Annotated in this window: 16 protein-coding genes; 5 read left to right on the top strand and 11 right to left on the bottom strand. The window is 63.2% G+C overall.

Features of this window, described 5'->3' with window-relative positions:
- Positions 1–10: 10 nt before the first annotated feature.
- From AOT83_RS04265 to AOT83_RS04240, 6 genes are read right to left on the bottom strand one after another with little or no spacing between them, the layout of a single operon-like run.
- On the bottom strand, positions 11–811 hold the full coding sequence (locus tag AOT83_RS04265; protein WP_030094956.1) for an ABC transporter permease subunit: 801 nt from the start codon (positions 809–811) through the stop codon (positions 11–13).
- Between the two features lies 1 nt (position 812).
- Positions 813–1,706: a 2-aminoethylphosphonate ABC transporter permease subunit gene (locus tag AOT83_RS04260; RefSeq protein WP_075907733.1), complete on the bottom strand. Its 894-nt coding sequence runs from the start codon at positions 1,704–1,706 to the stop codon at positions 813–815.
- Positions 1,703–2,914, bottom strand: coding sequence for an ABC transporter ATP-binding protein (locus AOT83_RS04255; RefSeq protein ID WP_057965102.1), 1,212 nt, complete (start codon positions 2,912–2,914; stop codon positions 1,703–1,705). The genes AOT83_RS04260 and AOT83_RS04255 overlap by 4 nt, the downstream gene beginning before the upstream one ends.
- A 1-nt stretch (position 2,915) precedes the next feature.
- The gene (locus AOT83_RS04250; RefSeq protein WP_057965181.1) at positions 2,916–3,935 is read right to left on the bottom strand and encodes a 2-aminoethylphosphonate ABC transporter substrate-binding protein; all 1,020 of its coding nucleotides are present in this window, start codon (positions 3,933–3,935) and stop codon (positions 2,916–2,918) included.
- Positions 3,936–3,964: 29 nt separating this feature from the next.
- The gene (locus tag AOT83_RS04245; RefSeq protein ID WP_057965103.1) at positions 3,965–4,651 is read right to left on the bottom strand and encodes a phosphonatase-like hydrolase; all 687 of its coding nucleotides are present in this window, start codon (positions 4,649–4,651) and stop codon (positions 3,965–3,967) included.
- A gap of 28 nt (positions 4,652–4,679) precedes the next feature.
- Positions 4,680–5,807: a TIGR03364 family FAD-dependent oxidoreductase gene (locus AOT83_RS04240; RefSeq protein ID WP_057965104.1), complete on the bottom strand. Its 1,128-nt coding sequence runs from the start codon at positions 5,805–5,807 to the stop codon at positions 4,680–4,682.
- A gap of 130 nt (positions 5,808–5,937) precedes the next feature.
- Between AOT83_RS04240 and AOT83_RS04235 the strand changes: the two genes are divergently transcribed.
- Genes AOT83_RS04235 through AOT83_RS04220 form a run of 4 tightly spaced genes read left to right on the top strand, consistent with a single transcriptional unit; the run spans position 5,938 to position 9,156 of the window.
- Entirely contained in the window at positions 5,938–6,429 is a 492-nt protein-coding gene (locus AOT83_RS04235; RefSeq protein ID WP_057965182.1) for a hypothetical protein, read from the top strand.
- The gene (locus AOT83_RS04230) at positions 6,419–7,126 is read left to right on the top strand and encodes a GntR family transcriptional regulator (protein WP_057965105.1); all 708 of its coding nucleotides are present in this window, start codon (positions 6,419–6,421) and stop codon (positions 7,124–7,126) included. The genes AOT83_RS04235 and AOT83_RS04230 overlap by 11 nt, the downstream gene beginning before the upstream one ends.
- A gap of 33 nt (positions 7,127–7,159) precedes the next feature.
- Entirely contained in the window at positions 7,160–7,732 is a 573-nt protein-coding gene (locus tag AOT83_RS04225) for a TetR/AcrR family transcriptional regulator (protein WP_057965106.1), read from the top strand.
- Positions 7,729–9,156: an FAD-dependent monooxygenase gene (locus AOT83_RS04220; protein ID WP_057965107.1), complete on the top strand. Its 1,428-nt coding sequence runs from the start codon at positions 7,729–7,731 to the stop codon at positions 9,154–9,156. The genes AOT83_RS04225 and AOT83_RS04220 overlap by 4 nt, the downstream gene beginning before the upstream one ends.
- Here AOT83_RS04220 and AOT83_RS04215 read toward each other — a convergent pair.
- Complete coding sequence (locus AOT83_RS04215) at positions 9,153–11,387, bottom strand: molybdopterin-dependent oxidoreductase (RefSeq protein WP_057965108.1); 2,235 nt, start codon at positions 11,385–11,387, stop codon at positions 9,153–9,155. The two genes, AOT83_RS04220 and AOT83_RS04215, sit on opposite strands and share 4 nt — an antisense overlap.
- Entirely contained in the window at positions 11,384–11,956 is a 573-nt protein-coding gene (locus tag AOT83_RS04210; protein ID WP_030094945.1) for a TetR/AcrR family transcriptional regulator, read from the bottom strand. Before AOT83_RS04210 ends, AOT83_RS04215 begins: the two co-directional genes overlap by 4 nt.
- A 73-nt stretch (positions 11,957–12,029) precedes the next feature.
- On the opposite strand from AOT83_RS04210, the gene AOT83_RS04205 reads away from it, so the two are divergent.
- Positions 12,030–12,815 (top strand): crotonase/enoyl-CoA hydratase family protein, encoded by a 786-nt coding sequence (locus tag AOT83_RS04205; protein WP_057965109.1) that lies wholly within the window; start codon positions 12,030–12,032, stop codon positions 12,813–12,815.
- An 11-nt stretch (positions 12,816–12,826) separates the two neighbouring features.
- Here the strand turns inward: AOT83_RS04205 and AOT83_RS04200 are convergent, their stop codons facing one another.
- The 3 genes from AOT83_RS04200 to AOT83_RS04190 are packed head-to-tail and all read right to left on the bottom strand — an operon-like array spanning position 12,827 to position 18,367.
- The gene (locus tag AOT83_RS04200) at positions 12,827–16,192 is read right to left on the bottom strand and encodes an ATP-binding protein (protein ID WP_057965110.1); all 3,366 of its coding nucleotides are present in this window, start codon (positions 16,190–16,192) and stop codon (positions 12,827–12,829) included.
- Positions 16,185–16,910 (bottom strand): DUF4194 domain-containing protein, encoded by a 726-nt coding sequence (locus AOT83_RS04195; RefSeq protein WP_057965111.1) that lies wholly within the window; start codon positions 16,908–16,910, stop codon positions 16,185–16,187. The genes AOT83_RS04200 and AOT83_RS04195 overlap by 8 nt, the downstream gene beginning before the upstream one ends.
- On the bottom strand, positions 16,907–18,367 hold the full coding sequence (locus AOT83_RS04190) for a DUF3375 domain-containing protein (RefSeq protein ID WP_057965112.1): 1,461 nt from the start codon (positions 18,365–18,367) through the stop codon (positions 16,907–16,909). The genes AOT83_RS04195 and AOT83_RS04190 overlap by 4 nt, the downstream gene beginning before the upstream one ends.
- Positions 18,368–18,496 lie beyond the last annotated feature (129 nt).

Below are 18,496 nucleotides of genomic sequence, written 5' to 3'. Positions count from 1 at the left end.
GCGCGTGCGATCACTCAACCCGCGTCACTTTCCCGCGGATCCGGCCGACCACGAGCAACGCAAGCAGCGTCACCAGCAGCAGCAGCGTCGTGGATGCAGCCGCCGAGAACACTTGTCCACGGTCCGAGAGACCGAAGATGGTCACCGGCAGGGTTCGCCATGTGGCCGGGTACACCATCACCGTGGCGCCCAACTCCCCCATGGACAGCGCGATCGCCAGTCCGGCAGCAGCACTCAGTGACGGCATCAGCAGCGGCAGCGTCACCTTCGCCAGTACCCGGCCTGGCCCCGCGCCCAACGACTCCGCCACTTGGCGGTAGGCCGGATCAAGACGTTCCAGCGCCGCCGCAACAGAACTGAAGGCAAAGGCCAACACAAGTGCGGTATGCGCAAGGATCACAATCCATTTCGTTCCCCCGAGCAAGAAGGGGCGTTCGTTGAAAGCAATCAGCAATCCCAGACCGATGGCCACTGAGGGAATTGCTATCGGTAGGTGGAAGACGACATCCATGGCTCTCCGAAACCATGGGGGCACCTCACGCACACTCAATGCGGCCCAGGTTCCGAGCACCAACGCGAATGCACTCGCGATAAGGGCCGTCTGCAGACTGACGGCCAAACTGGCGAGATCGTCACCGCCGAGCGCCTTCCCGAATCGCTCTAACCCGAGCTGCGAGGGTAACGGGCCAGTCCACGCGCCGGCGAATCCGGCAAGCACCACGGTAGCAATCGGCGCCAGGAAGATCACGGTGACCGCGGCAACGAAGACCGCCCACAGGATAATCCTGCTCCGCTTGGTCCACAGCAGCATGTCATGCCCCCTTGGGATGAAGCGCAGTCCGCCCGGAAACCATGCGCGAGAAGATGATCCGGTAGAGGCCGTACAACGCAAGTGACAGCGCTACCTGAACGGTCGCGATGACTGCCGCGCCCGGCAGATCGAAGGTGACGATGCCCCGGGTGTAGATCAGGACCGGCAGTGTCACGACTTCCTTGGCACCTGTGAATAGGACGATCCCGAACTCATTGAGCGCCAGAAGTAGCACCAAGCTGCCGCCTGCCATCAGGGCCGGCCAGGCTTCGGGCATCAGTACCGTGCGCAGCACCCGCCACGGTGATGCCCCGAGGCTCGCGGCAACATCCAACTGTTCACGTGGGACTGTCGCGAAAGCGGCCAGCAAGGGGCGCACCACAAACGGCGTGAAGAAGGTGATCTCGGCCAGGATCACTCCGGTGGGACTGGATAGGAAATCCAGCGGACGCGCTCCTCCGGAGATACCCGCGACGACAGCGTTGACCGCACCCGCGGTGCCGTACAGAAAGGTGAAGGCGAGGGTGATCAGAAAGGACGGAAGCGCCAGGACGGTGTCGATCAGTCGTCCGACCAGTTCCGACCCCGGAAACGGTACGAAAGACAGCACGATGGCAATAAAAGTCCCCAGCACCAGGCAACCGATGGTGGTGAGCACCGCGATCTGCGCCGTGCTCACCAGAGCACGCTGGAACAGCGTTGAGGTCAGCACCGCCATCCACGTGCTGTTCCCCTCTCCGTCAGCGGAATTCGACAACACTCGCAGCAACGGGTACACGATGATGACGATCATGACGAGAAGCGGCGGCAGCGCCGAGAGCATGGGCACGGTCCGTCGCGGCTCCCTACCGGGTGCTGCGTCCGTGGGATTGGCACGTTCCAGAACCGCGGTCATTTCGCCGCCCCCGGAATGGTGACGAGAACTCCGGCCGGCTCCGGGAACTTCACGCCGACAGCCGAATCCGGTGGAAAGTCGCCATGCCCCGGCACGTCCACATCAATGAGCTGGTCGGGAAATCCATTCACCGCGAGCGACAGCCTGGTCGATGCTCCGCGCCACACCTGCGCGGCCACGCGTGCGTGCAGTGCACCGGGTTCGCCCGCGGCCACCACGGAAAGTGTGTGTGGGCGTATGCACACCATCGCATTGGCTCCGGGCGCCCAGGGGTCACGGCCAACCTCGGGTTTTGGTGCGGTGGCGCTCAGCACCTTGTCCCCCACCGAGACCAATGCCGACTCACCCGACACCCGTCCGACGGTGCAGGGGATCAGGTTCGCGCCACCGAGGAAGTTCGCGGTGAAATCGGAGGGCGGCCGGGTCCACAGGTTGCGCGCGGTATCGACATCGACAAGCTCCGCGTTGCGCATGACGGCAATCCGGTCTGCCAACGCCAATGCCTCGCTTTGGTCGTGGGTGACGTACAGCATGGCGGTATCCGACAAGGTCTTTTGCAGCTGCTGCAGCTCGGCGACCATCGACTGACGCAACTGAGCATCCAGGGCGGCAAGCGGTTCATCCAGAAGCAGCACCCGGGGACGGATTGCCAGCGCGCGTGCAATGGCCACGCGCTGCTGCTGACCGCCGGACAACTCGCGGGGATAACGGTCGGCATACCTGGACATGCTCACCATCGCCAGCGCCTCGTCGACACGCGCCGCGATGTGGCCGGATTTGGTTCTACGTGCCCGCAAACCGAAGGCAACGTTGTCTCGCACGCGCATGTGAGGAAACAGTGCATAGGACTGCACAACTACGCCGATTCCTCGTTTCGCGGGCGGTAGGTCCGTCACGTCGTGCCCATCCAACCTGACCGTGCCGAAGGTTGGCCGCACGAAGCCGGCGAGTGCCTTGAGCGCGGTGGACTTTCCCGATCCACTGGGTCCAAGAAGGGCCACCGTTTCACCGCGGGCGATACGCAGGTTGAAGTTTCGCAACGCTTCGGACCTCTTCTTACCGCGGCCATAGGTGACGGTGACATGGTCGAAGACGATCGCCGGTGCGTCCGCGGCAGCGCCAGAACGCGGGGCAGGTTCGACTGGAGTCCCGGCGAGGACATCGCCGACAAACCTTTTAGGCGAGGAGAATTCGGCACTGCGGTCCATATCAGCTCCCGGTCGCTTTCTGGTAGGCAATGAATGACGCATCGAGGGTGTCGAGCACCTGATTCCAGTCCGGATGCCAGATGTTCACTCCCTCCAGGACTTCCGCCGGCGTGTTGGGTCCCGTCTCGGGTCGTACGTCGGCACGTACCGGCATCCCCAATGCCTCACCAGAGACGGTCTGCTGAACGCCCACGGACAGCAAGTAGTCGAGCAGCTTTTTCGCGTTCTCCAGTCGCGGGGCACCCCTGGTGATTCCGGCAACATACGGAAGGGAAACCGTTGAGCGGGAACCATCATCGGTCGCGGGGATGAACACGGAGAAGTTCGAGCGGTCTTCGCGGATCGATGCGAGGTTCATCTGAACGTCCCCGTTCGCCACCCAAAGTTCCGCATTACTAACCTTGGGCTGAAGCTTGCCTGTGGAGCTGGACGGTCCGACGTTGTTGTGCTGCAGCTTTCTGAGATAGTCGACGGCGCCCTGCTCTCCCATGAGGTGCTGCAGGAGTACCAACATGGCGGTCCCGTCCCCGGCCTGCCCGGGTGTCGAATACTGAAGTTTGCCCTTGAACCTAGGACTCAGAAAGTCGCTCCACCGCGCATCTTTCAGGTCCGCGGCAGGGTTCGCGATGAACGTCAGACAGTTGTCGACAATCGCGACGTATCTACCATCGGCGTCTCGGTTGTTCTCGGCTACCGCGGAGACGTCAACCCCGGCGCCAACGAGTAGATCACTTCTTGCCGCCTTCTGGATGAAGGGCGGCAACGTCACCAGCAGGTCGGCCTGCGGGTTGGCCTTCTCCTTGGCGACCCGTGAAACCACCTCAGCAGAGCCGGCTTCCACGAGATTCACGGATATTCCCGTACTTTGGGTGAATTTCTCGAATTGAATCTCGTACCACGAGCCGAGCCCGTCCGCGCTGTACACGGTGACCGAGTTCGGACCAGTCCCACCACCGGTGCCGCCGCAGCCGCTTACCGTCAGGGCAACTGTCACGGTCGATACGAACCTCAGCACCCGCATCAGCGGGAGATGTTTCATGTCCTGCTCTTTCAGATTCGATGCAGGACGATGTCGGCAAACTCTCCCACCGAGTGCACGATGTGCGTGGGCTGCGCGGTACTGAGCTGGGCGGCATCATGAGCGCCGGTCAGTGTCCCGGCGACAATCTGTGCGCCGGCGCGATGACCAGCCAACACATCGCTCGAGGTGTCACCCAGGACCGCGACCTCGCGAACATCATTGACCTCCAGGCGAAGCACCGACGTCAACACCAGGTCCGGGTAGGGCCTGCCCCTCCCGGCCTCCGAAGGCGCCAGTGTCAAGTCTGCGATGTCGGCCCATCCCAGCGCCGCAAGTAGCTTCTCCTTGGTAGAGGCGCTGAAGCCGGTTGTGAGCGCGACTTTGACGCCGGCTTTTCTGAGCGTCGAAATGGCCTCCACCGCACCGTCAATCGGCCTGGCATGACCGTCGCCGATGAGCCCGTCGTACGCGTCCTCGAAGGTACGGTTCGCATGTTGAGCCCTTTCCTCGTCGCCGAGTAGGTGGCGGAATACGGCGATCTTCGATTGCCCCATGGTGTCGATGACGTACTGACGGGCGCGATCACGTTCAGGACCCACCTCCTCGATACCACCGGCGGTAGCGGCCGTCTCGAATGCCTTGAGCACCAATCCGCCATCGGCGACCGTAGTGCCGGCCATGTCGAGCACCGCAAGACGAATAGGAATATCGGACATCGTTTTCCCTCTCCTGGGGTCGTCTGTACTAAAGGTTCATCAGGTCAGCTGTGTCCGCACCGATAGCCGGACCGAGGGTCATTCCGCGCCCGCCGGGGCCGGTCACCACCCACAACCCCGGCGCCGCCTCGCGCCGGTAGACGATCTCGGTTGGGTCGGCGCATTGGGAGTAGACACCCGCCCACCGCCGTACCACCGGAGGGAGCTTGCGCCCCAACAGTTCCTCGGTCCTGTTGATGAGGTGCCGGTACGGAGCCTCGTCAACGTCGAAGCCGAAGGGTTCGGTGTACTCGTGGGTGTCCCCGATCGTCAGTCCGCCGTGCAGTCTTTGTACGCACAGCAGCTGCATCTTGTACTCGGCGGCCGTCGGTTCCTGGAGCTGCACGGCATTCAGGACGTCGAGCGCATCACCGGCGAATGCAGGGTAATAACGCAGGCTGTCCCCGTCCGCGATCGCCGTGGTCAGCTCCTCACCGAGTGAGGCGGTCTGCATCATCTGCAACCGTACCCGGCGAACCGGGAAGTCACCCAGTAACTCTCGCACCAGTCCGCCGTGAGCCGCCCCGGCACACATGACAGCCGCATCCGCGCGGTGCACCTCGCCGTCATCAGCACGAACCGAGACTCCGCCGGATGTGGTGTCGACCGACCGGGCCTCCGCGCCGGACAGGAAGGAGTACCGACCCGTCTCCTTGAGGTGCAACCGCATGGCCGGTAGAGCCACTCGCGACTCGACGGCAGCGTCCCGAGCGCAATGCAGCCCGGCGAGGAACTTTCCGCGCAGTGCGGGGTTACGTCGCTGGGCAGCCTCAGGGTCGAGCAGTGCGAATCCACGCGCACCGGCATCGGAGCGCGCCATCACCTCTTCGGCGACAGCCACCTCTTCCTGGGTCTGCAGCAAGGTGAGCGATCCAATTGCCCGGAAGCCGGTACCCGGAACCGATTTCGCAATCCCCTGCCAGAGATCCCGAGACCGTTGCGCGACCTCCAGCTCTCGGTGCGACCTGCCGGAAACCCACACCAGGCCGAAATTCCGGACGGTGGCCCCACGGGCTTCGGGTTCACGTTCCAGCTGCACCACGTGGTGTCCACGCTCAACCGCAGCCCACGCGTGGGCCGTTCCCAGAATCCCGCCACCAATAACAACCACTCGCATGTCACCAGCGTCTTACATTGGTCTAGACCAATCAAGAACATGGAGGCGAACACCGTATGAACAATTGGTATAGACCAATTTGGCGTACGCTCAGTCCGTGGACACCGTCGACGAACTCGAAGCAGTGCTGATGTCACTGCGCGGGATATGGGACGAGGAGGCCGTCGACGAGCTCGACCATGCCCTGCAAGCCGGATACCTCGCCCATGCCGACCGCGCGGACGATGAGCTGCTGCTCGCATCGGTTCTGCACGATATCGGGCACAGCCCGCTCCTCGGCCCCGCCTGCGACCACCGACACGATTCTGTCGCACGTGAATGGCTTACCCCTCGCCTCGGGAAACGGGTTGGATGGCTTGCCGGTTCGCACGTCGCGGCCAAGCGGTACCTCGCGCTGACCGATTCCGACTACGCGTCGCATCTGTCCGCCGCATCCGTGGCATCGCTGGCCAGCCAGGGCGGAGCCGGCGCAGATAGCCGATGGAGTGAGCACCCGTGGTGGCCCGATGCACTCCGGCTGCGCCGGTTCGACGATGGAGCGAAGATTCCCGGAGCCAATGGGCTTTCCATTCCCCACGTACTCGCACTGGCCCGAAAGGTGGTGACACGGTATGACTTCTGACGTGCGACTTCCCAAGCACTACCGCGTACGCACCGAACTCGACCACATTCTCTCGACACTGAACGAAGGAGATTCGGTTCCGCCCGAGCGCGATCTCGCCGAACGATTCGAGGTGTCACGCGAGACCGTCCGTCAAGCGCTGCACGAGCTGCTCGTGGAAGGGCGCATCGAGCGGCGCGGCCGCGGAACCGTGGTATCTGCACCGAAGCTGATGCAGCCGTTATCGTTACGGTCATACACCGAGGGCGCCCAGAGCCAGGGCCGAACTCCCGGGCGACTGCTGGTCACCTGGGAGGACATCACCGGAGACCCGGACCTGTGCCGGGATCTCGGCATCCGGAACTCCTCGACGGTGATGCACCTGGAACGCGTCCTGCTTGCCGATGGTGCCAAGCTCGGACTGGAGAGCACCTATCTACCCAAATCGCGGTTCAGCTCATTGCGCAACACTTTCGATCCCGGCACCTCGCTGTACGAGGCGATACGCGAACTGGGAGTCGGGTTCGGCAGTGCCGTCGAACGCATCGAAACGGTGCTCGCATCACCACGCGAGGCATCACTTCTGGACACCTCGACAGCTATGCCCATGCTCCTTCTGCACCGACGCACGCTCGACACCGACGGACGACCGATCGAATGCGTGCGCTCACTCTTCCGGGGTGACCGAGTGGCCTTCGAGGCAGTCTTAAAGGAATGACATTAAGTGTACGCTTGACGTACACTTAATGTCATGGTGCCACGAGGCGAAGCGCGCACCGCAGCGATACTCGATACCGCCCTGCGGGTGCTGGTAGCTGACGGATACGAACGTTTCACCATCGATTCCGTTGCCGCACAGGCGCATGCCAGCAAGACGACCATCTATCGCAGATGGAACAACAAGGCCGAACTGGTCAAATCCGCACTCGATGCTCACGACGCGAACTGCAACGACCAGGTTCCCGACACCGGCTCGCTGCGGGGCGACCTCATTGCAACATTGGACATGCTGCGCCGCAAGACCGCGTCGATACCGCCGACCCTGTACTCCGACCTGATGCGTGCCATGGAGCATGACGCGGAGTTGGCCGACGCCATCAACAGGCACCTGACCGATCCGGGCCTGTCCCCTTTCGATGCGCCATTGTCCCGAGCCGTTTCGCGGGGCGAGGCGCGCGCCGATGTCGACCGCGAGCTGATCCACGATGTCGCCGAGGCAATGCTCACACATCGGCTGACCATGAGAGCGACGGTGGACGACACCTTCATCGGTCGACTCGTCGACGATGTGCTGATCGTGCTTGTTCGGGGCGGAGTTTCATGACCGTGGTGATTGCAGGGGCGGGCCCCACGGGCCTGACGCTGGCCTGCGAGTTATCGCGACGCGGCATTGGGTGCCGAGTGTTGGAGAAGGCGCCCGGCCTGTTTCCGGGCTCTCGCGGCAAGGGTTTGTCGCCGCGCACCCAGGAGGTGTTCGACGACCTGGGAGTTGCCGATGCGATCCAGTCCGGTGGCATGAAGATGCCGTCATTCCGTATCTATGCCGGGCACGAGATAGTGGCCGAGCGCACGCTGATGGAGATGCTGGGCTCGGACATTTCGTCGGGACCGGGGATTCCCTATCCGGGCTTCTGGTTGGTGCCGCAATGGCGCACCGATGAGATCCTGCTCAACCGATTGCGTGAACTCGGCGGCGATGTCGAATTCAACTGTGAAGTAACAGGCTTCGACCAGAATATTGACGGGGTCACAGTCACGGTAATGCGGGACGGGACTCCCGACCGGATACGATCCTCTTACCTCATCGGTACCGACGGCGGGCGGAGCACGGTACGCAAGGTTCTCGGCGTCGGTTTCGCCGGAGAAACCTTCGAAAGCGAACGGACACTGATCGGTGATGTCCGTGCCGACGGCTTAGACGGCGAGTTCTGTCACGTACTCACACGGGGCGGTCAGGTATCGGAACGCTTCTCGCTATGGAATCTGCCGAACAGTGACCATTACCAGTTTGTCGCGAGCATGGCCACCGACGACGTTCCCCCGCCGACCCTTGAGGCGGTGCAGGCTCTCCTGGTCGAGCGGTCCGGACGCGAAGACATTGTGCTGCATGATCTCCGGTGGATATCGCTGTATCGGGTAAATACGCGGATGGTGGACAGGTTCCGGGAGGGCCGGGTGTTTCTGGCCGGTGATGCCGCTCATGTGCACTCCTCGGCGGGCGGCCAGGGTCTGAACACCAGCGTGCAGGATGCCTACAACTTGGGCTGGAAGCTGGCGGCAGTCATCGCGGGCGCCCCCGAACATCTGCTGGACACGTACGAAGAGGAGCGGATGCCGGTAGCCGCATCGGTACTGGGGATGAGCACCGATCTGCATCGTCGCAACTTCGAACCGTCGAATAACCCTGCACCACAGCTCCATCAGATGGATATCGCGTATCGGCAGAGTTCACTGGCCGTCGACGATCGTCGCGCACCCGGGGCGTTACGGGCCGGCGATCGGGCCCCCGATGCACTACTGCCGGAAGGCCATCGGCTCTTCGACGTGCTCCGAGGTACACACTTCACCCTCCTCACGGCGGAGGGCCGGGCCATCGATATCCCTGACGTGCGAGTCGCGCTCATCACGCCGTCGGCCGATTACGACATCACCGCGTCGACCTTCATCCTGGTGCGCCCAGACGGATACATCGGCGTCATGACCGAATCCGAGGAGACCGTCCGGAGGTATCTCACTCGGGTGCGTTAGAGGGCAGCGGTCAGTGTCTCCAAACGCGCCGGAACATGCTTATGCCACGGGGTTCCCGCGTACTCGTCCCGCCAGGCAGAGGATGTCAGTACGTTCGGTGCCACACCCGGCACGTGCGTTTCACCGGACTCGTCGGTGTAGTCGAGGCCGAATCCGTTCGGGAGTGAGGCATGGCCTGCCTGCATCATGTCGCTGATCTCGACGGTGGCCTCCGCGCTACCCGCCGCGGTGGAGATGCGCACCCGGTCACCGTCGGCTATGCCGAGCTGTTGGGCATCCTCCTGGCTTATCCGCAGTGCGCCCTGTTGATCACGTTTACGCCAGGACGGATTACGCAGGATGTCGTTGGCCGTGTACGCCCGCCGCTCGCCCGCCGACAACACAATCGGAAACTCCGCAGTGGTCAGCTGCGCCGGCCGCGAGGCCAATCCTCTAATTTCGTCCAGCATTTCGGGGATCGCGAGGGCAATCTTGCGATCCGCATGCGTGATCAGCGCGAAGTCATCTTCGTACTCGTGAACGGTGAAGGTCACGCCCGATGGGCTGTTCAATATGGCATCGAAGAGCGCGTTGCCGTCCGAGTGGCCCGCCCGTGCCACCGCCTGCGGATACGTCATCATCGCCTTCTGCGCCAGACCCCACAGCGCGGCGGCACCCTCCAGCCCCTTGGGCAGGGTCGGGCCGAGGGTTTCATACAGGACGTACGGAGCCAGCGGACCGAGCACCGGATTGGCCAGCACCGCGAAGAACGCCTGCAGATAGGCATCCCGACCCTGTGCGGCAGCATCACGCAGCGGCTGCAAGTCCGCGTCGTCGACCACTCCCAATGCCCGGACCAAGCGCGCCCAGATCTCCGGCTCGGGCAGGGTTCCTGGCTCGGGCTCCAGCAGCGGGTGCCGCAGCTGAAAAGTGTTGTGCGGGAACTCCAGGTTGAAGAATGTTGCTTCCACCTTCTCGAACTGGGTGGCGGCAGGCAGCACATAGTGAGCGAGGCGGGCCGTTTCGGTCATCGCCACGTCGACGACGACGAGCAGCTCCAATGCCTGGAAGGCCTCCTTGCATCGGGCCGAATCTGCAAGGGAATGCGCGGGATTGCTGCTCTCAACAACCATCGCACGGAACCGGTCAGGGTGATCGGTGAGGATCTCGTCGGGAATGACGTTGGACGGCACCAGGCCCCCGATGATGCGAGCTCCTGTCACCGGGGTGTTGCCGAAGAAACCACCCATGAGCGGCGCCATCCACGAGTGCAGATGTTGTCCGCCGCGTTTGGCGAAGCTCCCGGTGAGGATCCATAGCATCTTGTTCAGATAGGAACTGAGCGTGCTGTTGGGCGCCTGCTGAATCCCGAGGTCTTCGAAGACCGCCACGCTCTCGGCAGCGGCTATCCGGCGCGCCGCCGCGCGAATGAGGTCTGCCGCCACGCCGCAGCGCTGCGCATAGTCGTCGATCGGTACCGCACGCAAGGCATCCCGAACCTCCCCGGTGCCGTTGACATGTGCCGCGAGAAAAGCTTCGTCACAGAGATTTTCCTGCACCAGTACCGCGGCCAGTGCCGCAAGGCACCAGGCGTCGGCGCCGGGGCGCACTCGCAGGTGGAAGTCGGCCATCTTGGCGGTGTCGGTGATGACCGGGTCGATGACGATCATCGACCGTTGCGGATCCTTGGCGATCTCGTTGAGCACCACCCGCGCCCGCGGGAAGCTCTGCGACATCCAGGGGTTCTTACCAACGAAGACTGACACCTCGGCGTGCTCGAATTCACCGCGGGTGTGCCCGCCGTACAAGTTCTTGTCGATCCAGGCCTCGCCCGTCTTCTCCTGTGCCAGCGCGTTAGAGCGGTACTTGGATCCGATGGCCTTCAGGAAGGCACCGCTATAGGCCCCACCCAGGTGATTGCCCTGACCGCCCCCACCGTAATAAAAGATCTTGTCTCCGCCATAGCTGTCACGGATGTGCTTGAAGCCCTCGGCGATCTCGACAATGGCCGTATCCCAATCGATTTCCTCATAGGTACCGTCGGGTCGGCGGCGCATCGGTGAGGTCAGTCGATCGGCATTGTTCTGGTAGTGATCCAGGCGCAATGCCTTGTTGCAGGTGTATCCCTTGCTCGCGGGGTGGTCCTTGTCGCCGCGAATCTTGGCAAGTGTGCGCCCCTCGGTCTGCACCACAATGCCGCAGTTGCACTCACACAGGATGCAGGCGGTGGGTAACCAATTGGTGGTGTTCATGACAAAGCCTCCTCGATAAGCGTGCGTAATTGCTTATGCACCACATCGATTGGTGTGATGTCGTGAGTGGATCGCGCGACGATGATTGCCCCCTCCAAAGAGGTTGTCATCAGCATGGCCAGCTCGTCGGCTCGTTCGCGGGGAACTCCGGCGGCGGCGAGCTTTTCGGCGATGAGGCCGATCCAACGCTGGAAGACCGCAGCCGAGTGTTCGATGAGCTTTTGATTACTGGCAGGGCTCTCCGGGTCTCCGGCCTCTACCGCGACTGCCACAACGGGACACCCAGCCCGGAAATCACTGCGCACCAATTGCTTCCGATAGGACGTGACAAGCCTGTCCAGGGCCTCCACCCCTGAGGGTGTGGCGTCGATCATCCCGGCGATGTACTCCCCCGCCAGATCCACTGCTTCGCCCAGCAATTGAGTGCGACCGCCGGGAAAGTAGTGATACGCCGAGCCGCGCGGCGCCCCGCTGTGTTCGAGTACATCGGAGATGGCCGTCGCGTGTGCCCCGCGCTCACGAATCAGCAGGGCGGCCGAGGCGACCATTCGTTCACGCGGGGTGCTCAATCATCGTCCTTCCCGGGGCGCACAGGTCTATGTATGCTGCTCTACATAATCCGCTACCGACACGGAGAAGTCAATGTCTGAGTACGAAACCCTGAGCATCCGTCGCGACGGATATGTCCTGGTCATCGGCCTGAACCGGTCGGCCAAGCGCAACGCGTTCGATAAGACCATGCTCCAGGAGTTGTCTCTGGCATTCGGCGAGTTCGAGACGGATGCGGAGCTACGGGCTGCCGTCCTGTACGGCGAGGGCACGATGTTCACCGCCGGTCTGGACCTGGCGAGTGTGGCCGCAGAGATTCAAAGCGGTGCCTCCCTGACACCCGAGGGCGGGATCAATCCATGGCAGGTCGATGGCACGCAACTATCCAAGCCATTGGTTGTCGCGGTACATGGCAAGGTCCTCACACTGGGCATCGAGCTCGCACTCGCCGGCGATATTGTGATCGCGGATGAGACAGCGACCTTCGCGCAGCTCGAAATCAATCGAGGGATTTACCCGTTCGGCGGTGCCACTATTCGTTTCCCGCGAGCCGCTGGCTGGGGTAACGCGATGCGATGGATGTTGACGGCCGACACCTTCGACGCCGCCGAGGCTCACCGCATCGGAATCGTGCAGGAGGTCGTGGCTGCCGGCGCGCACGTCGATAAGGCGATCGCCATCGCGCAGACGATCTCGCGACAGGCACCGCTGGGAGTGCAGGCCACCCTGCGCAACGCCCGCTCGGCGATACGCGAGGGCGAAGCCGCTGCCGAGACGCAGCTGGTGCCCACCATCCGGGAACTCTTCACCACCGAGGACGCGGCGCTAGGCGTGCAGGCCTTCCTGACCCGAACCACCGCCGAGTTCGTGGGCCGCTGAAGATCCACCGATCAGCGGGCGTTGACTGCCTTCCGCACGTCACCGAGCTCCCCGATAGGCACCGTGCGCGTCGAGGCGACCGGCCGAACTCCCGGGCCGTCGGGCTTGGACACCATGACCACGCTGTCGATGTAGGGCTGGATAGTGGTCGTGTTCTGCACGGTCGCAACGATCACCAACTGGAACCCGAACTTACGGAACGCCGATAGCGCCTGCTGCGCGAACTGCGGATCGGACTTCGAGAATGCCTCGTCGAGCATCAGCTGCGCAAAGACCGGCCGATTGTCCCCGGTTTCGGGGTTGGCGAGGTTGAAGCTCAGCGCACCGGCGAGGCAGAACGCCATCAGCTTCTCTTGCTCGCCACCGGAATTCGCACCCGCATTGCTGTAGGTGCGAATCGCCTCGCCGGTGGCGGCGTCGCGCTCCTCGCAGTACAACACGAAGCGGTTGCGCACATCCAACGCGTCGCGCGTCCATTGCCTGGCCTCGGGAGTCTCCGCCGCCAGTAGATTCCGCAGTTGCAGGATGTCCTGATACTGGTCGTGGATGGCCTTCTCGTCTCCCATGGAAACCGCAACGGCCCGTCCCGAAATCCGCCGGGCCCGCTCGTTGAGCTCGCCCACCGCCTCAAGCGCCTTGGGCTCGGCACGCAAGGTCAACCGGGTTCCCCTGTTGAACTCCACCGAGCCCAAACCGCTATTGACCCGGTCGATCTGGTCGGTGATGCGGTGCGCCTCCTCCTCGGCGAGCTGATGCAACCGCAGGACTGCGGTGGGCGCCTGCTCGGTGATGAGTCGCAGCATCTGTTCGTAGGCAGCCGGTAGGTCGCGCTCGTCGATTCGGCGGCACAAGGCGACGTAATCGTGGATCTTCTCGTCGAAGTTCTCACTGTCGTTGGGAATCGAATCCGGGAAGTCCCGGTCGTAGGCGTTGAGGATCCGGTTCAGCTCGTTGCGTGAACGGGTGACACTTTCCCGCAGCACCGACTGGTCCTTCTCGATCTGACGCCACAGCTCCAACCGGTAGGTGTCCGGCTCCAGCACATCCAGGCTTGACGACAGCTGCGGAACATAGGCTTCGATACCGGATCGGGTGTGCCCGCCCACCTCGCGCGGGTTCAAATTGTCCAACAGATCCAGTAGTCTCGTGCGGCGCGAATCATGTTCGGATTCTTGCCTTCTGAGCGCACCGATACGTTCGGAGAGTTTCTTGATCTCATCGAGATAGGAATCGGCCTGCTGCTGCAGTCCGGTGAGGTCGGGGTTGGCCTCCAGCATCGCGTCGTACTGGTCCTGAAGCCGTGCCACGGCGGCTTCGGCCGAATCGGTATCGATCTGGCTCCAGTACTCGTATTGGCTGTGCAGCTTGGACCACCGCACCACCTCCGAGCGCAGTTCCTCACGCTTGGTGTCCATCTCGCCAATGAACTTCTCGGCGTCACCAACGGCCTGCTGCGCCTCGACCACATCATCGGAGAGCGCGGCCCGCTTATCGCCTGCGTTGCCCTGATAGATGTACTGGGAGGCACGCAGCTCGCGCCTGTCATCCTTGACCGCGCGCCGGTCGCCGTCCTTGCGCAGGCCCTGATCGGTGACCGCCCGGCGGTGCTTGCTGAACTCGTCGGGTGAATCAACCAGCACGTAATCGCCCACAGCCGCCACCAGATTCATGGCAGCACTGGCGCATTCGTGATTGGGGTTGGTCAGGCGCAGACAGTCGGCGAGGGTGCCCGGCTCGGCACGCCGCGGCGCGCCGGAAGGGATCACCCGCTCCATCTGCAGGTAACCGCGCATCGGGTTCTCGTTGACGTATCGCAGCACCTGCCGGTGGTGCTGATCGGGCACCAGCAGGCACAGACCGGTAGACCGCAGCACCTTCTCCACCGATCTGCGCCACCGTTCCTGGCCTGGGCGCAGATCCATCAATTCGCAGACGTAGGGCAGCTCCTTGGCGGTAAGGCCCAGCGCCGCCGCGATTTCCCCACGCATGCGGTCCTCGTCAGGAGGCACCGAAGTACCGACATGTTCAACGCGCTTGAGCTCGGAGGAAGCAGCCCGCAGCTGATCGCGCGCTGTCGACAAGGCGCCGGCCGCCATCACATAGGCGTCATGACCCGCCTCGAGTTCCGCATTGATCCGGGTGACTGCGCGCAGGCTCTCGACCCGCATGGCTTCGAATTCCTCAGCGGATTCGACGTCTTCGTCGTGGCCGAGGTCCCACAGGGCGCTGTCGTACGCGGTACGGCGGCGCGACACCTCCTCGGCCCGGGCCCGCGCATGTGCGAGTTCACTCTTGAGCGGTGCGAGATTACTGTCGGCGGCGGCGATCCGGCCGAGCAGCTTGTCCCGCTCGCCGGTGAGAATATCCTGGCGCGACTGGATTTCGTCGCATTCGCCGCCGAGCCGGGTGATCTCAGTGTCCAACAGATCGATCTCCGGACCGGCCAGCGCCAGCCGCTGCTGATCAACGTAGTCGCGGACGGTGTGGTGATCCACCACGTCGACGGTGGCCAGCTGCGCCGCGTCGCTGGCGTACGTCTGCTGAATCTGTTCGATATCGCCCAGCGTCTGACGCTGGCGCTGCGCGACCGCCAGTGCGGCACGCGCGTCCACCAACGGGGTGATCTGCCCCAGGGCCTCGGAGATCGCGGCCATGGACTCGGGCTCGTCGAGCATGTACTCGCGGACGAACTGTTCCAGGCCACCAACGCTTTTGAGCGACTTTGCCTTACCCAAGAGCTGCTGGGCTGCCGAGGAACCTTGGATGCCAACGGCGGCGTAGAGCTGTTCCAAATACCAGCGTTCGCTCTTGTGTCCACGCCAGCCCGCGCCATCGAAAACCGCGGCCGAATATCCCTTACTCGCCCAGGCATTACACAGGTCACGAATATCGGCATCGGCGTCGATCAGGTAATAGCGGCTCGAGGAATCCGAATCTGAGCCCGGCGCAAGCCATTTGAGGACGAGGCCGGTGATCACGCGACCATCGGTGCCTGAATAGGTGACCGCGATCGCCGACCATGCCGCACCCTTACCGCGCAGGAACATCTGCGTTGGCCGCTCCCCCGGGTTCTTCAGCTCACCCCACAGACCGCGCACATACTTGTCGACGGTGCGCTTGCCCATACTCGAGCCGGCCGCAGTGGTATCGCTTGACGCGTTGAAGTTACGGCGGTTCGAGGACAGAAACGCCAGCGAAATCGCGTCCAGCAGTGAAGATTTACCGCTTCCGGAGGAGCCGGTGATCAGTGTGCCGCGGCGGCTGAACTCGATGGTGTGGTACCCGTCGAAGACACCCCAGTTGATGACCTGCAATCGGGACAGCCAAAACTGCTGGGTGGCTGCATCACCCGGCCTGCCGGGCAGGCCCTCATTCATCGTCATCGGTGTCGCCATCTTCTTCGTCGTCGGTGGAGTCTTCTGGGGCGGTACCGCCACGCTGCAGCTGCTCGTATTGGCGTTGCAACGCCTCGATCATCTGCGCGGACATCAGCGCGTTGATGACGGGGCTGATGGTGTAGCTGTGCTCGTCATCGCGAGTGCGCTGCAGGATCTCGGCCTTCGACAGGCGTTTGATGGCTTCGTCGACGCGGTCGCGCAGCATCGCTTCATCGCGGTCGATGTCGTGGCTGACATTGGCGAACAGCTCATGGATATCGTCGCGGCTGACCAGCACCTGCTCGTCGTGCGCGGTCCTCGCGATCTTGGCCAGGTGCAGCGCAACGATCGAGGCATACGTGCCCAGGGGTTCGCGGCGCAACACCCGGGCGCCGTACGCGCTGGGGTTCTCCAAGGGCGCCGGTTCGGCGTAGGCGACCTCAAGATCGTCGAAAACTCGTAGCCGCAGATCCAATTCGGACAAACGCGAGGCCAGCACCTTGCGGTGCTCCATCATCGATGCCCACAACTCCGGCTGGCCGTCCTTGCTCAGATAGCGCCGGGCCACCAGGTTCTGCAACGCCCAGCATGCCTTGTCGGTCAGCTCGCTGGTGTCGCCATCGAACCGTGGTCCCTTGACGGTTCTGGGTGCCGAGGCATCCGGCTCGACACCCGGCAGATCGTCAAAGTTGATGTTTCCCAGGGGCGTTGTCGTCACAGTGCCGCCCCCTCCTCTTCGAGGGTTGCCAACACCGGTTCACGGAACATCAACTGAGGTACCTCCATCACCCGGTCTTGTCCATCCAGGGACCGGAACTTCACCTTGACCGACTCGCGATCAAGGGTGTTGTCCTGCTTGAGTGCCAGCGACCACAGCACGATCACGTCACCCAGATACGGTGCGTCGACATGAGAAATCATGTCGGGCAGGGAAACTGGGCCACCGATAACAGCTCTGTTCACCGTCTCGGCCAGTGCGGCCATGTCCACCTGGGTCGCCAATGCCGAGAATCCACTTAAGTCCAAGGGGCCCGATGGCGCTTCCTGGGCCAGCACCGGCGGCGCCGTGTCCTTGATGGTGAACGACAGGGCACCGATGGACGCCGCCGCAGAGCGGCCAATTGGTAGTTCGGCGTCAATCGGGGAATCCGCGGTGGACACCTTGAGCAGCGCGTGCCCGGAGGCCAGGGCATCGTTGAGCTGCCGCGCACGGCCACGCGCCTGCTCCGTGGTGCCGGCGGCGAAGAATCGCCGGATACGTTGCGCACAGCGCTGCTCGATGCGGGAGACTTCCGCGATCTGCTGGGAAACCAGCTTGAAGAAGTTCTTCATGACATCACGCAAACCCGGGTCTAGCTCAGGTAATCCCTCAGCGACACAGGCGATATCGCTGCGCAGGGCGGCACGTTGGTCTGGGTCCTGGATGGTGCGTGTAAAGGCGGCGTACGAGGCGCGTTCGCGGGAGTCAAACAGAGCGTCGTAGTCGGCGAACATCCGTCGTGCACGGTCGCGGAACCCGGAATCGGAGTCCTCCGCCGCGTCGATGAGTCCGGCGGTGATCTCGTTCTGCATGCTGCCGTAGCGCACGATGTCGGTGATCACCTGCTCCATCTGATAGGCGATGGCACGGGTTTCATCCTCGAGATCAACGATGTCCGGCTCGGGACGGTATCCGTCGTCGATCGCGTGCACGTAGCTCTGCAATTCGGCGATCTGAGCCTCGATATCGGCACGCAGCCGCGACGGGTCGCCATCCAGTTGAGTCGCGACCCGCTTGAGGCCCGCCGCGATGCCCGCGATGGACCCGCCGGTGGCGACGCTGTCGGCACGACGCAGTCGCCGGACGAAGGCCAGCGCACTGCGTGCGTCCTCGGTCAACGAGCAGACGTTCTCGGCGTCGGGACCGGCGCCATCCGACGCGCGGTGCAACCAGCCGTCACTTGCCCAGCTCTTGATGAGGGCGAGTCCAGACTGCTCCCCCAGGCCGACCGCGTGAAGATCCCGGTCCAGTTTGGCCACCAGCTGGGGTTCGGAAACCTTCGCACTGCGGTCCAGGTGGCGCTCCATGAGCGTGATGTACGGCGCCAGATTCTTAGCGGCCAATAGCCTGACCGCCCGGGATTTCTGCACGTCGTCGTTGTGCGCGAACAGCTCTTCGATCGTCAGGTCAGTCATCGCACACCTCCATCACATTGCTAGCGCGTGTCCCCTGGCCCAGTAGCTGTCGTAGCCACCGGCCCGGAAAACCTACCGGGCCGACGAAGGCGTGGCGAATGGGCTCGCTGACGTGGGACAAATGAGGCA

The organism is Mycobacteroides sp. H001 (assembly GCF_001440005.1).
Classification (GTDB): Bacteria; Actinomycetota; Actinomycetes; order Mycobacteriales; family Mycobacteriaceae; genus Mycobacterium; species Mycobacterium gwanakae.
The sequence above is the reverse complement of the archived record's forward strand: the minus strand, read 5'-3'. Positions and strand labels throughout refer to the sequence as shown.

Bases quoted from the DNA above. Each gene is read 5' to 3' on its own strand.
- AOT83_RS04265 (WP_030094956.1), bottom strand. From the start codon at position 811: ATGCTGCTGTGGACCAAGCGGAGCAGGATTATCCTGTGGGCGGTCTTC.
- AOT83_RS04260 (WP_075907733.1), bottom strand. From the start codon at position 1,706: ATGACCGCGGTTCTGGAACGTGCCAATCCCACGGACGCAGCACCCGGT.
- AOT83_RS04255 (WP_057965102.1), bottom strand. From the start codon at position 2,914: ATGGACCGCAGTGCCGAATTCTCCTCGCCTAAAAGGTTTGTCGGCGAT.
- AOT83_RS04250 (WP_057965181.1), bottom strand. From the start codon at position 3,935: ATGCGGGTGCTGAGGTTCGTATCGACCGTGACAGTTGCCCTGACGGTA.
- AOT83_RS04245 (WP_057965103.1), bottom strand. From the start codon at position 4,651: ATGTCCGATATTCCTATTCGTCTTGCGGTGCTCGACATGGCCGGCACT.
- AOT83_RS04240 (WP_057965104.1), bottom strand. From the start codon at position 5,807: ATGCGAGTGGTTGTTATTGGTGGCGGGATTCTGGGAACGGCCCACGCG.
- AOT83_RS04235 (WP_057965182.1), top strand. From the start codon at position 5,938: ATGTCACTGCGCGGGATATGGGACGAGGAGGCCGTCGACGAGCTCGAC.
- AOT83_RS04230 (WP_057965105.1), top strand. From the start codon at position 6,419: ATGACTTCTGACGTGCGACTTCCCAAGCACTACCGCGTACGCACCGAA.
- AOT83_RS04225 (WP_057965106.1), top strand. From the start codon at position 7,160: ATGGTGCCACGAGGCGAAGCGCGCACCGCAGCGATACTCGATACCGCC.
- AOT83_RS04220 (WP_057965107.1), top strand. From the start codon at position 7,729: ATGACCGTGGTGATTGCAGGGGCGGGCCCCACGGGCCTGACGCTGGCC.
- AOT83_RS04215 (WP_057965108.1), bottom strand. From the start codon at position 11,387: ATGAACACCACCAATTGGTTACCCACCGCCTGCATCCTGTGTGAGTGC.
- AOT83_RS04205 (WP_057965109.1), top strand. From the start codon at position 12,030: ATGTCTGAGTACGAAACCCTGAGCATCCGTCGCGACGGATATGTCCTG.
- AOT83_RS04200 (WP_057965110.1), bottom strand. From the start codon at position 16,192: ATGAATGAGGGCCTGCCCGGCAGGCCGGGTGATGCAGCCACCCAGCAG.
- AOT83_RS04190 (WP_057965112.1), bottom strand. From the start codon at position 18,367: ATGACTGACCTGACGATCGAAGAGCTGTTCGCGCACAACGACGACGTG.